Source organism: Afipia sp. GW822-FHT03D08 (assembly GCF_058801645.1).
The window spans coordinates 329,353-343,922 of sequence record NZ_JBXANK010000001.1 but is presented as its reverse complement, the minus strand read 5'-3'; the positions used below and the strand labels follow the sequence as shown (position 1 = coordinate 343,922).

Here is a 14,570-nt window from a genome sequence, read left to right as displayed (position 1 = left end):
CGCGCAACAAGAGGAGACTGGAATGACACCTAATTCGACCCAGCCGACGGCCAAGATCTACCAATTCCCTGTTGGTGGCCGTGCGGCGCTCAGCAGCCGTAGCGAGCCTGCCAAGCCGACACTGGACTACGCCGTCTCCGGCAGCGGCTGGTACCACGAAGCCGCTATTGAAGACGCCAAACGGGGCAGCGAACACTGATGCCCCGCGCCGCCATGACGCCCGGGTGGCCTGACCGCCCGGTGACCAGCGACGTCAAATAAAGGGTCGAAGCATAGCGCTTCGGCCCTTTTCCTTCGGGCGTATGCCCCGCCCGTTACGCACCGAAGATCGACCAGCCCATCCGTTTGCTGAGAGTTTCAAGCGCATCACGGCCCAGCCGGGAGTTGCCGTTGGCATCGAGACCCGGTGACCAGACCGCGATGGAGGCCTTGCCCGGCGCAATGGCCAGGATGCCGCCGCCGACGCCGCTCTTGCCGGGCAAACCCACCCGATAGGCAAACTCCCCCGAGCCATCGTAATGCCCGCATGTCAGCATCACGGCGTTGATGCGCCGCGCCCGCTCCGGCGGCACGACCAGAAATCCAGTCGACGGATTGCGACCCGAGTGCGCGAGAAACCGCCCCGCCATCGCAAGCTGGCGGCACGACATGGCGATTGCGCATTGATGGAAATAGACGCCGAGCGTCAGTTCAACAGGATTTTCGATAACCCCGAACGACTTCATGTAATTGCCGAGCGCGATGTTGCGAAAACCGGTGCGCTGCTCGGATGCCGCGACAGACTCGTCGATCTTGATCGAGGAGTCGCCTGAGAGGAACTGCATGAATCTCAGGATTTCGCCCAGCGTTTCGCGGGGCTGATGCCCGGACAGAATGGCATCGGTCACGGCGATCGCGCCGGCATTGATAAAGGGATTGCGCGGGATACCGCGTTCGCGCTCAAGCTGAACGATCGAGTTGAACGGGCTGCCCGACGGCTCGCGCCCCACCCGCTGCCACAGCTTGTCGCCGATCATGCCCAATGCGAGTGTGAAGGTGAACACCTTGGAAATGCTTTGAATCGAAAACGACGTGTCGGCGTCCCCGCCCGCCGCGATATGTCCGCTGGAATCGACCACGACGAGACCGAACGAGTTGACATCAACGCCAGCCAGTTCGGGAATATAGGTCGCGACGTCTCCGCGATCCTTTCTTTCGATCATCTCGTCGGCGATTTCCTTGACGACGCGATCCAGGGTAGCATTGCTCATTGCGGCTTCGGCTTCTGATTGCGGACACACGGTCTTATCGAACGTGGTCATATGCGACAACCGTGCCAACGCGACAGGCGCGCCAAAAGCGACAAACGCCGCTCAAATCGCCGTGGACTGCCTGTTATTTTGCGTCGTGGAAAATGATGCCGACGGTATGCCGGTGACCGGAACGGAGCTGGCTGACGCCATGGCGCAAATTAACGCGATAGGTCCCGCGCGTGCCCTGGACCGGCCGGTGATGAACCGCGAACACCACGGCATCGCCTTGCTTCAGCGGCACCACCGCTGCGCGTGACTGCATGCGCGGACGCTGCTCCGTGAGCACGAACTCGCCGCCGGTGAAATCGCGCTCCGGTTCCGACAGCAGGACTGCGACCTGCAACGGAAACACATGCTCGCCGTACAGGTCCTGATGCAGGCAATTGTAGTCGCCCGCGTTGTACTGGAGTAGCAAAGGCGTCGGCCGGGTCTGCCCGGCCTTGTGGCAGCGCGTGATGAAATCGGCGTGCTCCGCGGGATAACGAACGTCGATGCCCATCGACTCGTTCCAGCGATTGGCGATCGGCGCCAGTTGCGGATACAGCGCCGTCCGCAATGCCGAGATGATATCCGGCAGCGGATAGGAAAAATACTTGTACTCGCCGCGCCCGAAGCCGTGACGTGCCATGATGATGTGGCTGCGGAAGATGCCATCCTCGCCATAGAGACCGGCGAGCGAACCGCATTCATCGGGTGACAGCAGCCGCGGCAGAACCGCCCAGCCATTGCCATCGAGATGCGTTGCGATGTCGGGCCAGTCCATCGCCCCGACACGCGTCGGCGCCTGCGACGCCCGCGTTTTGACTTTTGCTGATGCGACCATGTCCGGGCTCCTGTCTGATGCCCCGAACTAATTCAATGGCGACGGGCCTTCCACCCGATTTCCGGCGGGATGGAACTACGGCTTCACGATCGTGGCAGTGCGCCCGATCAGACGGGCGAGCTGCTTGAAGCGATTGACGACACGGTCGGCGGCAAGATCTGCGGCCCGTTTGTCGAACGCCAGGATAAGCTTGCGGCCCTGATTGCGGAAATGCGTGTGCGGCAGCACGCCGCGCTGCGCCGCGGATATCATGAAGGCAACGCGGAAGGCGGCACCGATCAGGCGCGCGCGATCGACCATCGCGGGCGGAATGAGCGCACGCACGGCTTGCGGCGCCTCGTTCTCCGCGTTCAATCCGGCGTAGCGATAATAGGCCGCGAGCGCGAGAAACACCCTGCCCTCGTGAGTCACCGCGCCGAAATTCCCGTTGATGATGAAATCGAGCGACTGCTCGCCGCGATGATCCGGATGGGCCCGCCAGGCTGCGTCGGACAGCCAGCACGCCGCATGACGCAGCCGCTTCTCGTCCTCGCTTTCGCGCAGGCCCGCGACCCTGAACAGCTTGTCGGTCCACACGATCAGATCGTCGGCGTGGCGCGGCGAACGCGCGCGCAGTTCGTTCATGGTCTGCGCCGTGGCGATCAGCCCGTCTTTCTGCTGCTCCTTTTCAGGCAGCATCTCATAGAGCAATCCTTCGCGAACGCCGTAGGTCGAGAACACGATATTCTTCGGCTTCGCGACGCGGATGATGTATTCGAGCACGAGCGCCGCGTAGGTCAGCAGCGGGCGGCGGGCATCGGCAACAGTCTCGATGTCGGCGAGTGTATTGCTTGCGGCCAGACGGCGAAGCCGCCGTACAAAGTCCAGCGCGTCGGCCGCTGGAATGGTGTAGCCGTGCATCACGTGCAGCGGATAGCCGCTCTGGATGATATGGATGCGTGCCAGCGCGCGCCATGTGCCGCCGACCGCATAGAACGTCCGGCCCGCGCCCGCCTTGAGCTGCGGCAATCCGGTCAGCCCGGCGGCGACGATACGCTCCGCCTTCTTCAGCGATTTCTGCGACGCATCCTGCAACGCGAGGCCACCGAGCGGCAGTGTCGTGCCCGAGCGAATGCGCTGGCCGCGCACATCGATGAGTTCGAGCGAGCCGCCGCCGAGATCGCCGACGATGCCGTCCGGCTTGTAGACGCCCGACGCGACGCCGAGCGCAGACAGCTTCGCTTCGCGCGCGCCCGACAGGATATTGATGGGACAGCCGCAGATGCGCTCGGCCTTGGCGATGAAGTCCGGCCCGTTGGTCGCGTCGCGGCAAGCTGCGGTGGCGATCGCATGGACCTCGCCGACCTTCATGATCTTGCAAAGCGCCTTGAACCGCTTGAGCGCCGCCAGCGCCTTTTCGACGGCGTCTGCCGCGAGCAGTCCGGTCGACTGCACTTCGCGGCCGAGACCGCAAAGTGTTTTCTCGTTGAAGATCGGTGCGAGATTGCGCGTCTTGTCCTCGTAGACAACAAGACGGACCGAGTTCGATCCGATGTCGATGACGGCGACGCTTTTCGATGGTTTGCGCGCAGGACGAGGCCGCTCGCGAACGAGTGCCGGGCTCACGGATTCGTTCTTCGAACCACTAACGCTCCGAACGGCGCGTAAGACGGCGTGGCGAAGATTCTTTAAGCGACTTTCCACGGCCTGACAGACTCGGATTCGTCATGAAGTAATCGTGCACGTTGAAAGGTTCCTCGCCTTTCGCGGCCTTCATACGCGTTGACGACCCGTCCGGCAACAACTGCCAGCTCTGTTCATTATCCTTCAGGTTCGCGACCATGATTTGTTCGAGAACCTGCTGATGCACCGTAGGATTTTGCAGCGGGCACAACACCTCGACCCGGCGGTCGAGATTGCGCGGCATCATATCTGCCGACGAGATATACACAGCAGCCTTCGCACTCGGCAGGCCATGGCCCATGCCGAAGCAGTAGATTCGCCCGTGTTCAAGGAACCGGCCGATGATCGACTTGACCCGGATGTTCTCCGAAAGTCCGGGAACACCGGGACGCAGACAGCAGATTCCGCGGATCACCAGATCGATCGAAACGCCGGCCTGCGAGGCGTCATAGAGCGCGTCGATGATGTCGGGATCGACCAGCGAGTTCATCTTCAGCCAGATCGCCGCCGGCTTGCCGTGCCGCGCGAAGTTCGCTTCGCCGTGAATGTGTTCGAGCATCCGCTTGCGCAGTGTCAGCGGCGACACGCCCATCTTCTCGATGTCGCGCGGTTCCGCGTAGCCGGTGATATAGTTGAAGACACGCGCAGCATCGCGCGCGATCACCGGATCGGATGTGAAATACGACAGGTCGGTATAGATGCGCGCAGTGACCGGATGATAGTTGCCGGTCCCGGCGTGAACATAAGTCGTCAGCCCCGCGCCTTCCCGGCGCACCACCAGCGACAGCTTGGCGTGAGTCTTGAGTTCGAGGAATCCATAGACCACCTGAACGCCAGCGCGTTCGAGATCGCGCGCCCAGCGGATGTTGGCTTCTTCATCGAAGCGCGCTTTCAGTTCGACCAGCGCGGTCACCGACTTGCCGGCTTCGGCGGCTTCGGCAAGCGTGCGCACGATCGGTGAATCGCGCGAGGTGCGATAGAGCGTCTGCTTGATCGCAACCACATCCGGATCACGCGCGGCCTGCTGCAGGAACTGCACGACGACGTCGAACGATTCATAAGGGTGATGGACGATGAGATCCTTTTGACGGATCGCCGCGAAGATATCGCCGCCGTGGTCGCGGACGCGCTCGGGATGACGCGGCACATAGGGCGTGAATTCGAGATCGGGACGATCGAGCCGTGTCAGTTGCGACAACTCGTTCATGGCCAGCACACCGTCAACCAGCAGCACGTCATCATCAGGAGTGGACAACGCGCGCTGCACGAAGGCGCGCAAGTCGTCGGGCATATGAGCTTCGATTTCGAGGCGGATCACCGATCCGCGGCGGCGGCGCTTCAGCGCCGACTCGAACAGGCGAACAAGATCTTCGGCTTCTTCTTCGATTTCCAGTTCGGAGTCGCGGATGATGCGGAACGCTCCCTCACCCTTGACCACGTAGCCCGGGAACAACCGGCCGATGAACAGTGCCGTGGCCTGTTCAAGCGTGATGAGACGGACCGAGCCGTCCTTGCCCACAGGCAGCCGGATGAAGCGGTCGATCTTGCCCGGCATGCGGATCAGCGCGTTCATCGCCTTGCCGTCGGACACCCGCGCCAGATGCAGCGCGATGGTGAAGCCGAGGCTCGGAATGAACGGGAACGGATGCGCCGGGTCGATCGCAAGCGGCGTCAGCAGCGGGAAAATGTTGTGAAGGAAGTGATCTTCGATCCAGGAGCTTTCCGCCTTGGTGACGTCCTTGCCGTCGACCAGAACGATGCCGACCTCGGCAAGAGCGGCGCGCAGATCGCGCCAGATCGCCTGCTGGTCGCTCGCGAGCTTCGAGACGGTCTCATTGATCTTGGCGAGTTGCTCGGTGGGCGTCGAGCCATCCGGGCTGCGCTCGGTAATGCCTTCGCGGACCTGCGCCTTGAGGCCCGCGACGCGGACCATGAAGAACTCGTCAAGGTTATTGGCAGAAATCGACAGGAACCGGACCCGCTCCAGCAGCGGGTGGTTCGGATTGACCGCTTCCTCGAGCACACGGCGGTTGAAATGAAGCCACGAGAGTTCGCGGTTGATGAAGCGTTCCGGGCCCGATCCGATCGCCGACGCGAGCGCTAGCTCTTCATTTTCTTCTTTTTTTACAGCAGTTTGCGCGGCATCCATGAAGCGAGACCCTATTTCACGTCATTTGGCCCCAAACTTAGGCCTGTTCCACGGAGACAATGTGCCAGTGTCATGACAGTTCGATGACATGATGGGCCAGGAAGTCTTAAGGACCAAGCCCTGCGCGGTCAGGCCGCAGGATCTTTCAGCAGTTCCGCGGCGAGGGCGCGGGTCACCGGCCGGCGCAGCCGCAGCGCCTCCTCGTCCAGCAATTCGACCGTCCGCCGCGCCGCAGCGAACGACCGCTCGATGCGGGTCGAGAGGTAACTCACGAGCCCCTCGTCTACGGTCATCTGGCGGTCTGCACAGAACTTGACGATCAGCGCGCGGAACAACTGGTCGTCCGGCGGGGTCAGCGCGACCACCGGTACCGCACGCAGCCGCGAGCGCAGATCCCGCAATTCCACCGGAAACACCGAAGGCAGCGCCCGCCCGGTCATCAGGACATAGGCTTCGTCCTCGCGGGCGAGATTCAAGAGATGGAATAGCGCGCGCTCGTCGAAGGCCGCGGGATCGAGATCGTCGACCACAAGCGCCCCGGTCGCGAGTTCGCCGGGGACATTGGCCGCGGTCAGCGTATGGGCCGCAACCGACCGTGCGCCGGCTTCGGCGGCCCAGATCGATGCAAGATGGCTTTTGCCGCTACCCTCCGGCCCCACCAGCATCATCACGCGATTGGGCCAGTCAGGCCATGCGTCGATCAGCGCAAGCGCCTGTGCGTTGGCAGAACCCTCAAGGAAATTGTCGCGCGTCAGGCTTTCGGCATGCGGCAGCGCAAAGGCCAACTGACGAGGGCGGACGCGAGCTACCACGCAAGACTCCTGGCCGAACCGTACGCAACATGCGGCTTGTGAAATCGTATCACGGGATTGGCGCAGTCGCGCTCATGTGCCGTGCCCACTCCACGAGATAGAAGGACACCGAAAGCAGCGTCAAGACCGTCACGAAACCCGCCAGAATGACCTCATAGGGCGATGCATTGAACTGGAAGCCGAGCGAGGCCAGCACCAGCGCCGCGAACGCCACCTGAGCCACGGTGTTCAGCTTGGAGACCATCAACGGCTTCATCGGAACCGGATTGTCGAGCAGCCACGAGATGATCACCGCGCCCACGATCATGAAGTCGCGCGACACCACGAGAATGACCAGCCAGCGCGGAATGTCGCCCGAGATTCCGAGCGTGACGTAGATCGAGACCAGCAGCGCCTTGTCGGCCACGGGATCGAGCAACGCGCCAATCTCGGTGGTCATATTAAATCGCTTGGCGAGGAATCCATCGATGGCATCGCTGACCCCCGCCACCACGAAGATCACGAAGGCGATGGTCATCTGGTTCGACGCGATGGCCCAGACGATGACCGGCACCAGCAGGATGCGGCCCAGGGTAATGATGTTTGGCAGATTCACGCGACTTTTTCCCGGCTGCTCCTGTTTTAACGGGCCCCGGACGGCTTGCATAGGATACGGCGATGCGGCGGACCGCCCGGGGGCCCTTCTCCCAGCTATGCACAGCCTGCCCGGCGGCCATTGCGCCAGCGCAAAATCCGACGTAACCACCGGCTAACTCGGAAGGCGCTGTAGAAAGAGGCGAATTTCGGATTCGGGGCACTCGTATGACCGACCAAAAAACCGGCCTGACCTATTCATCCGCTGGCGTGGATATTGACGCCGGAAACCGGCTCGTGGACCTCATCAAGCCGCTGGTCCGCGCCACCGCGCGGGCGGGCGCCGATGCCGAAATCGGCGGATTCGGCGGGCTGTTCGACCTCAAGGCCGCCGGCTTCAAGGACCCCATTCTGGTCGCCGCCACTGACGGCGTCGGCACCAAGGTCAAGATCGCCATCGAAACCGGCATCCACGGCGGTATCGGCATCGACCTCGTGGCGATGTCGGTCAACGACCTCGTGGTTCAGGGCGCCGAGCCGCTGTTCTTTCTGGACTACTTTGCCTGCGGCAAGCTCGATCCAGAGGCCACCGCCTCGATTGTCGCGGGTGTCGCCGAGGGCTGCCGCGAATCCGGCTGCGCCCTGATCGGCGGCGAGACAGCCGAAATGCCCGGCCTCTACAAGGACGGCGACTATGACCTCGCAGGTTTCGCAGTCGGCGCGGCCGAGCGCGGCACGCTGCTGCCGCATAAGGACATCGGGCCCGGCGACGCGGTGATCGGCCTCGCCTCCTCCGGCGTTCACTCCAACGGTTTCTCGCTGGTGCGCAAGGTGGTCGAGACATCCGGAGTGACGTTCGACGCGCCGGCCCCCTTCGCACCCGTCATGACCCTTGGCGGCGCCCTGCTTGTCCCGACCAAGCTTTATGTGAAGTCGTGCCTTGCGGCGATCCGCCAGACCGGCGCGGTCAAGGGTCTCGCGCACATCACCGGCGGCGGCTTCACCGACAACATTCCGCGCGTGCTGCCGAAACATCTCGGCGTCCGTATCAATCTGGCCGCGGTTCCCGTCCTGCCGGTGTTCAAGTGGCTGGCCGCCGAGGGCAACATCGCCGAACTCGAATTGTTGCGCACCTTCAACTGCGGCATCGGCATGATCGCCATCGTCAAGCGTGAACAACTGGTCGAGGTGATGGACGTGTTCGCGCAGAACGGCGAGCGCGTGGTCGATCTCGGCGAAGTCGTCGAAGCCTCCAGCGACGAGCGCGTGATCTACGACGGCCACCTGAACCTGGCGGATTGAGATGGCACGACGCCGCGTCGCCATTCTGATTTCGGGACGCGGCTCGAACATGACCGCGCTGATCGAGGCCGCAAAGGCCAAGGACTATCCCGCCGAAATCGTTCTGGTGATGTCCAACATCGCGGGCGCCGGCGGCCTCGCGAAGGCCGGTGACGCCGGGATCGAAACCGCGACCGTCGAAAGCAAGCCGTTCGGCAAGGACCGCGAAGCGTTCGAGCGCAAGCTCAACGAGACGCTCATTGCCCACAACATCGATCTCGTGTGCCTCGCTGGATTCCTGCGCCTGCTCACGCCGTGGTTCGTCAGGCAATGGGAAGGCCGGATGCTGAACATCCATCCGGCGCTGCTGCCGTCCTACAAAGGCCTCCACACGCACGAGCGCGCACTGGCCGACGGCGTCAAGATTCACGGCGCGACGGTGCATTTCGTGGTGCCGGAAATGGATTCCGGGCCAATCATCATGCAAGGCGCGGTCGCCGTCCGCGATGACGATACGCCGGACACGCTGGCTGCGCGTGTCCTTGGTGTCGAGCATTGTATCTATCCAAACTCGCTGCGGCTTGTGGCCAGCGGGCGTACCCGCCTCGAAAACGGCGTGTGCAAATCCGACGCGAGCGGCAGTCCCGACGACGCGCTGATCTCGCCCGAGGTTATCTAGCGGCCGACTTCGCTGCCGGCGTGACGCGCCACACCGCGTTGCCGACATCATCGGCCACCAGCAACGCGCCCTGCTTGTCGATCGTGACGCCGACAGGCCTGCCCCGTGCTTCACCCCTGTCGCTCAAAAAGCCGGTGAGAATGTCCTGCGGCTTGCCCGACGGCATGCCGTCCTTGAACGGCACGAAGATCACCTTGTAGCCGCTGCGCGGATTTCTGTTCCACGATCCATGCTGGCCGACGAATGCGCCGTTCTTGAACGACTCCGGAAACAGATCGCCCTGGTAGAAGGTCAGTCCCAGCGACGCGGTGTGCGGACCGAGGGCATAATCCGGCACAATCGCCTTGGCCACGAGGTCCGGGCGCTGCGGATTGACGCGCACATCGACATGCTGGCCGAAATAGCTGTAGGGCCAGCCGTAAAATCCACCATCCTTCACCGACGTCATGTAATCCGGAACGAGATCGCTGCCGATTTCGTCACGCTCGTTGACGACGACCCACAATGCGCCGCTCTGCGGCTGCCATGCCGGCCCGTTCGGATTGCGCAGCCCCGACGCGAACACGCGCGACGCTCCGGTTGCGATATCGATCTTGAGCACGGCTGCGCGGTTTTTTTCGGCCTCGATGCCGTTCTCGCCGACGTTGCTGTTGGAGCCAACGGTGGCATAGAGCTTGGTGCCATCAAGGCTCGCCACCAGATCCTTGGTCCAGTGATGATTGATGCGACCGCCGGGCAGATCGGCCACCTTCACACCCGGGGTCGTGATCTTCATGTCGCCTTCGCGGTAGGGAAACTTCAGGATCGCATCAGTGTCGGCGACATAGAAATCATTTCCGACCAGTGCCATCCCAAATGGCGAGTTCAGTTTCTCGAGAAAGACGGACCGCTGCTCGGCCTTGCCGTCACCATCAGCGTCACGCAGCAGCGTAATGCGGTTCGCGCTCGGCACGCCTGCGCCCGCACGTCCCATCACCATTTTCGTCACCCATCCCTTGATTCCGGCGCCATCGTCGGGCTTCGGCGGGGCATTGGTTTCCGCGACCAGCACATCGCCGTTCGGCAGCACAAACAGCGTGCGCGGATGGTCCAATCCGGACGCCAGCGCGGCGACCGAGAAGCCGTCGGCGGCTTTCGGCTTCTCACCTGCCGGCCAGCCCGTGGCGGTGGCGATGTTGATCGTGGGAATCCAGGAGCTCTTGGGCTCGGGAAGCGTCGGCTGCGGGCCGTAGCCCTGCTCGATGGGAACGTCGGCCTTCTCGTTGCAGGCGGCGAGGGTCAAGGCGAGCGCGATCAAAAGGATGGTGCGGCTGTTGCTGTACATGGATGGTCCTCAATGTTCCCCAGCAACGCACAGATCCGCCAACCGTTCATGACACAAATTAGCGATCACGGAGAATTCACGCTCTGCGCTGAACTTATAGGCACAAACAAAAACCCCCGGCTGGTGGCCGGGGGAGCACCGCATTCCTTCGTCTCGCGACGTCAGGAAACTTTCAGATTTTCCGCCGATGACTTGCCGCGATTTTCCACGAGATCGTACTCGACTGTCTGATTTTCATTGAGGGTCGAAAGCCCCGCGCGCTCGACCGCCGAGATGTGCACGAACACGTCCTTGTCACCGACCGCCGGTTTGATGAAACCGTAGCCTTTGGTCGGGTTGAACCACTTCACCGTACCTTTTGCCAACGTCCGTCTCCTCGTCCAGATATAAAAAAGGCGCGGTCACGCTCATCGCGTGCCACGCCGCTAGCGGGCTTCAAATGTCTTGCAGAAGAATGTCGTGTCTTCCAAGTCCACAGCCGAACGGCCCAAATCCGATTGCGGCAACAATCCCAACATGAAAATTTCGCCTTAGCAAGACTGCAAAGCACGACAAATGCCTGTGGCATCAGCACCACAACGGGTCCGAATGCCCAGCGGCGGGCATGGCAGCAAGTTGACGCAGGCGACGGATTCAGGGCAAATCGCACAACGCATTTGCAACAAATCCTTTTGAGTTCCCGTTTTTATGAAAATGACAGCGTCGCGACCGAGCATATGCCGGATGAAGGTGCTGTACGCGGCTGCGTCCGGCCTGACCGTGCTGTGTGCCGCATCGAGCGCCAGCGCACAGTTCGCGCCTATCCCAAACGTCACCGACAACGCCTCCCAGCTTTCGGTGGGCGCCTCGCAACTCGACATCGGCAGCAGCTTTCTTCAGCGTCTGGGCCGCGAAGCGACCACCGGATATGCCGCGCGGGACAATTCGGGTGGCGGCGGCGCATCGCAAAGCACGGCCGAGCCTCTGTACCGGACATGGGCTGAAACCTACGTCATCCGCGCGCGCACGGCAGCGCAAGGCACCTTCGTCGGCGACAAGCGCGGGACGCTCGGATTTGTCGGCGGTATCGGCGCCACCATCGCGCCCGGCCTGAATGTCGGCTTCTCGGTCGATCAGAGCCACACCTGGATCGACGTGCCGCTTGCGCTGCAAACCGCGACACTCGACATGACGCAACTCGGCATCAACGCGTCTTACAGCAACGGCCCATGGACCGTTGCGATGGCGGCGGTCCATGGCTTTGCCCGGATCAGTTCGATCCGCGCGACGCCGCTCGGCAGCGCGTTTGCCAACTATCGCGGCAGCATCGACGGCGTGCTCGGCGAACTCAACTACACCTATTCCGTCGGCCAGAGCCGCATCGTGCCGAAAGTCGCGCTCGAATACGTCACAGCCCGCACCGACCGTTTCTCCGAATCCGGCGGATTTCTTCCAGTGACGGTTGCCGATGGACATGGCGAACGCGCCCGTGTGCTCGCAGGCGCCGAGTTCGGGCACTACTGGATCGTCGGCCAGCGGGCGATCGACATCTCGGTCTACGGCAAGTTCGTCGACAATTTCGCGCAGAACATCGGCACCGTGCAGGTCAGCCTCGGCAGCAACGCCATCGGCGTGCAGGGCATTCGCGAAAGCCGCAACGGCGCCGACGCCGGTGCTGCGGCATCATGGATTCTCAGCAACACGGCGCGGCTCTACGCCAATTACGATGGCCGCTTCCGCAGCGGCTACGAGTCGCACCAGGGAACAGTCGGCGTCGAGCTGAAGTGGTAGGCGGCTGAAAGTTGCAGCTTAGCGATAGTCGACGCGGAGATATCCCAACAGCGTCGTCCCGGCGAAGGCCGGGACCCATAACCACCGTCCCATCGTTTGCAACGAGGCGGCTGGATACAACTTTGTAAAATGTCCTGACAGGGGTGATGGGTCCCGGCCTTCGCCGGGACGACCTCACGTTACTGATTACGCCGCCGCTGGAGCTTCGTGCTGCTCGCGAAGCGCCCGCTTTCGCCAGATCGAGCCGACCACCAGCACCACGATCACGCCGAGCACGGCGAGCGAAAGCTCCCCGATCTCGCCATTGAACTTGAGGTGCTTGGCAAAGCCGAACATCGCCGAGGTCGTATCGACGTCAAGCGCGATATGACCGTCGAGCACGCGGTGCAGCCAGGGAGCAACGGCGGGGTCGGTGGCGATCACCTCGCCCGCGATCCAGCCGAGCAATGCTGCACCGAGCCAGACCAGAGCCGGCAGGCGATCGAGCAGCGCCATGATCAGCGCCGCACCGGCAACGATCATCGGGATGCTGATGGCGAGGCCGAGGATCAGCAGGATCGCGCTGCCATTGGCGGCGGCAGCAACTGCAATCACGTTGTCGAGGCTCATGATGATATCCGCGACAGCGACGATGCGCACCGCGGCCCACAGATGGGCTGCGGCCTGCACGCCGTCCTCGTCTTCCTTTTCAGGCACGAGGAGCTTTGCCGCAATCACCAGCAGCGCGAGGCCGCCGATCAGCTTCAGGAACGGCATCGTCATGAGTGTCACGACGATGAAGGTGAAGATGATGCGCAGGAACACTGCGACACCTGCACCCAGGATCATGCCCCAGACGCGCTGCTTGGGCTGCAATCCACGGCACGCCAGCGCGATGACCAGCGCGTTGTCGCCGGACAGCAGCACGTTGATCCAGATGATTTTGGTCAGGGCGACCCAGAACTGAGGTTGCTGAATCTCATTCTCGAACTGAGTGATGAGGCCGCCGATTGTGGCGGGATCGAAAATCTGAGCAATCCAGTTCACGTTAAAGGCCCCCCGACCATTTTGTTACCGGCCGTTAAATCAGCCGACGATTTCATTCCCCGAAAAGAACTGCGCGATCTCGATCGCGGCGGTCTCCGCAGCGTCAGAGCCGTGCACCGAGTTTTCGCCGATCGACTTGGCGTGCGCCTTGCGGATGGTCCCTTCGGCAGCCTTCGACGGATCGGTCGCGCCCATCACGTCGCGGTACTTCAGGATGGCGCCCTCGCCTTCGAGAACCTGCACAACGACCGGACCGGAAATCATGAAGTCGACCAGTTCGCCGAAGAACGGACGCGCCTTGTGCACGGCGTAGAAAGTTTCGGCCTGCGCGCGGGTCATCAGAATGCGCTTCTGTGCGACGATCCGGAGTCCGGCCTTCTCGATGATGGCGTTGACGGCGCCGGTCAGATTACGCGCGGTCGCGTCAGGCTTGATAATCGAAAAGGTGCGCTCAATCGCCATGGTACTGTCCTCGAAGCATGTCTGTTGGAAGGTTTGCCGCGCTTATAACGGCGCGGTGATGCAACGGCAAGCTGGTATACCAGAAGCCTCGCCCGGAATGGACGGCATCCCGCTCCCGATACCTTCATGGCAAGCGCCTGCCAAGGGCCTCCCGGAAGTTACTGCGATTTCATTGAGATGAATGCTGCCTGACAAGGCCGTGCCGGTTCAGTTCAGGATCGCACAGCTAGTGTGTTCAGCGTAGGCCGGCATCGGTTGCCCACGAACATTCAGCAAGGCGTCCGGCTGCGCCTCAAATCGAATTCGAGGAGATCATCATGATGCGTAAACTCATTCTCGCATGCGCAGCAGTTGCGGCTCTTGGCGCGGCTGCATTCACTCCGTCCACTGCTTCCGCCCATGGATGGCATGGCGGATACGGCTGGCACGGCGGCGGTTTCCACCGCGGCTGGGGCGGTCCGCGTTTCATCGGCGGCCCCGTTTACTTCGGTGGCGGCTATGGCGGCTGCTACGTACGCCGTCTGGTTCCGACGCCGTGGGGCTATCGCTACCGGCTGGTGAACCGCTGCTACTGATCCAGACCTGCACAACTGCTTCCCCGAGACTTGACCGGCCGCCGCAAGCGGCCGGTCTTTTTTGTCGCACCCTCGCCGTGGATCGAACCGCCCTCACGGACGCCTCGACAGACATGCAGGGACACATCAAGGCGCCCTGCGC

Annotated in this window: 15 protein-coding genes; 5 read left to right on the top strand and 10 right to left on the bottom strand. The window is 62.4% G+C overall.

The window, feature by feature from the left end; genetic code table 11:
- Positions 1–22: 22 nt before the first annotated feature.
- Positions 23–199, top strand: coding sequence for a DUF2735 domain-containing protein (locus AC1RM7_RS01625; RefSeq protein ID WP_081758758.1), 177 nt, complete (start codon positions 23–25; stop codon positions 197–199).
- Positions 200–314: 115 nt separating this feature from the next.
- On the opposite strand, the gene AC1RM7_RS01620 is transcribed toward AC1RM7_RS01625, so the two are convergent.
- The 6 genes from AC1RM7_RS01620 to AC1RM7_RS01595 form a co-directional block, all read right to left on the bottom strand.
- Complete coding sequence (locus tag AC1RM7_RS01620; protein WP_024922072.1) at positions 315–1,250, bottom strand: glutaminase; 936 nt, start codon at positions 1,248–1,250, stop codon at positions 315–317.
- A gap of 124 nt (positions 1,251–1,374) precedes the next feature.
- Positions 1,375–2,115, bottom strand: coding sequence for a 2OG-Fe(II) oxygenase (locus tag AC1RM7_RS01615; RefSeq protein ID WP_024922071.1), 741 nt, complete (start codon positions 2,113–2,115; stop codon positions 1,375–1,377).
- A 75-nt stretch (positions 2,116–2,190) separates the two neighbouring features.
- Positions 2,191–3,720 carry an exopolyphosphatase gene (ppx, locus tag AC1RM7_RS01610; protein WP_024922070.1) on the bottom strand — a complete coding sequence of 510 codons (1,530 nt, stop codon included), beginning with the start codon at positions 3,718–3,720 and terminating at the stop codon, positions 2,191–2,193.
- Positions 3,721–3,739: 19 nt separating this feature from the next.
- Complete coding sequence (locus AC1RM7_RS01605; RefSeq protein WP_024922069.1) at positions 3,740–5,926, bottom strand: RNA degradosome polyphosphate kinase; 2,187 nt, start codon at positions 5,924–5,926, stop codon at positions 3,740–3,742.
- A gap of 128 nt (positions 5,927–6,054) precedes the next feature.
- Entirely contained in the window at positions 6,055–6,738 is a 684-nt protein-coding gene (locus tag AC1RM7_RS01600) for a P-loop NTPase family protein (RefSeq protein ID WP_006020305.1), read from the bottom strand.
- A 49-nt stretch (positions 6,739–6,787) separates the two neighbouring features.
- Entirely contained in the window at positions 6,788–7,333 is a 546-nt protein-coding gene (locus tag AC1RM7_RS01595) for a CDP-alcohol phosphatidyltransferase family protein (protein WP_006020304.1), read from the bottom strand.
- Positions 7,334–7,539: 206 nt separating this feature from the next.
- On the opposite strand from AC1RM7_RS01595, the gene purM reads away from it, so the two are divergent.
- Complete coding sequence (gene purM / locus AC1RM7_RS01590; protein ID WP_024922068.1) at positions 7,540–8,613, top strand: phosphoribosylformylglycinamidine cyclo-ligase; 1,074 nt, start codon at positions 7,540–7,542, stop codon at positions 8,611–8,613.
- Position 8,614: 1 nt separating this feature from the next.
- A complete protein-coding gene (purN, locus tag AC1RM7_RS01585) occupies positions 8,615–9,271 on the top strand; it encodes a phosphoribosylglycinamide formyltransferase (RefSeq protein WP_024922067.1) in 657 nt (218 codons plus the stop codon).
- Here the strand turns inward: purN and AC1RM7_RS01580 are convergent.
- Positions 9,264–10,595 (bottom strand): PQQ-dependent sugar dehydrogenase, encoded by a 1,332-nt coding sequence (locus AC1RM7_RS01580; RefSeq protein ID WP_024922066.1) that lies wholly within the window; start codon positions 10,593–10,595, stop codon positions 9,264–9,266. The two genes, purN and AC1RM7_RS01580, sit on opposite strands and share 8 nt — an antisense overlap.
- Positions 10,596–10,756: 161 nt before the next feature.
- Complete coding sequence (locus AC1RM7_RS01575) at positions 10,757–10,960, bottom strand: cold-shock protein (protein ID WP_006020300.1); 204 nt, start codon at positions 10,958–10,960, stop codon at positions 10,757–10,759.
- A 358-nt stretch (positions 10,961–11,318) separates the two neighbouring features.
- Between AC1RM7_RS01575 and AC1RM7_RS01570 the strand changes: the two genes are divergently transcribed.
- Positions 11,319–12,365, top strand: coding sequence for an autotransporter outer membrane beta-barrel domain-containing protein (locus tag AC1RM7_RS01570; protein WP_244434516.1), 1,047 nt, complete (start codon positions 11,319–11,321; stop codon positions 12,363–12,365).
- A gap of 186 nt (positions 12,366–12,551) precedes the next feature.
- On the opposite strand, the gene AC1RM7_RS01565 is transcribed toward AC1RM7_RS01570, so the two are convergent.
- Positions 12,552–13,391: a TerC family protein gene (locus AC1RM7_RS01565; RefSeq protein ID WP_006020298.1), complete on the bottom strand. Its 840-nt coding sequence runs from the start codon at positions 13,389–13,391 to the stop codon at positions 12,552–12,554.
- Between the two features lie 39 nt (positions 13,392–13,430).
- Positions 13,431–13,853: a nucleoside-diphosphate kinase gene (gene ndk, locus AC1RM7_RS01560; protein WP_006020297.1), complete on the bottom strand. Its 423-nt coding sequence runs from the start codon at positions 13,851–13,853 to the stop codon at positions 13,431–13,433.
- 317 nt (positions 13,854–14,170) lie between these two features.
- Between ndk and AC1RM7_RS01555 the strand changes: the two genes are divergently transcribed.
- Entirely contained in the window at positions 14,171–14,428 is a 258-nt protein-coding gene (locus AC1RM7_RS01555) for a hypothetical protein (protein WP_006020296.1), read from the top strand.
- The last annotated feature ends 142 nt before the right edge of the window (positions 14,429–14,570 follow it).

Excerpts from the sequence above, each read along its gene's own strand:
- AC1RM7_RS01625 (WP_081758758.1), top strand. The coding sequence starts at position 23 with ATGACACCTAATTCGACCCAGCCGACGGCCAAGATCTACCAATTCCCT.
- AC1RM7_RS01620 (WP_024922072.1), bottom strand. The coding sequence starts at position 1,250 with ATGAGCAATGCTACCCTGGATCGCGTCGTCAAGGAAATCGCCGACGAG.
- AC1RM7_RS01615 (WP_024922071.1), bottom strand. The coding sequence starts at position 2,115 with ATGGTCGCATCAGCAAAAGTCAAAACGCGGGCGTCGCAGGCGCCGACG.
- AC1RM7_RS01605 (WP_024922069.1), bottom strand. The coding sequence starts at position 5,926 with ATGGATGCCGCGCAAACTGCTGTAAAAAAAGAAGAAAATGAAGAGCTA.
- purM (WP_024922068.1), top strand. The coding sequence starts at position 7,540 with ATGACCGACCAAAAAACCGGCCTGACCTATTCATCCGCTGGCGTGGAT.
- purN (WP_024922067.1), top strand. The coding sequence starts at position 8,615 with ATGGCACGACGCCGCGTCGCCATTCTGATTTCGGGACGCGGCTCGAAC.
- AC1RM7_RS01580 (WP_024922066.1), bottom strand. The coding sequence starts at position 10,595 with ATGTACAGCAACAGCCGCACCATCCTTTTGATCGCGCTCGCCTTGACC.
- AC1RM7_RS01570 (WP_244434516.1), top strand. The coding sequence starts at position 11,319 with ATGAAGGTGCTGTACGCGGCTGCGTCCGGCCTGACCGTGCTGTGTGCC.
- ndk (WP_006020297.1), bottom strand. The coding sequence starts at position 13,853 with ATGGCGATTGAGCGCACCTTTTCGATTATCAAGCCTGACGCGACCGCG.
- AC1RM7_RS01555 (WP_006020296.1), top strand. The coding sequence starts at position 14,171 with ATGATGCGTAAACTCATTCTCGCATGCGCAGCAGTTGCGGCTCTTGGC.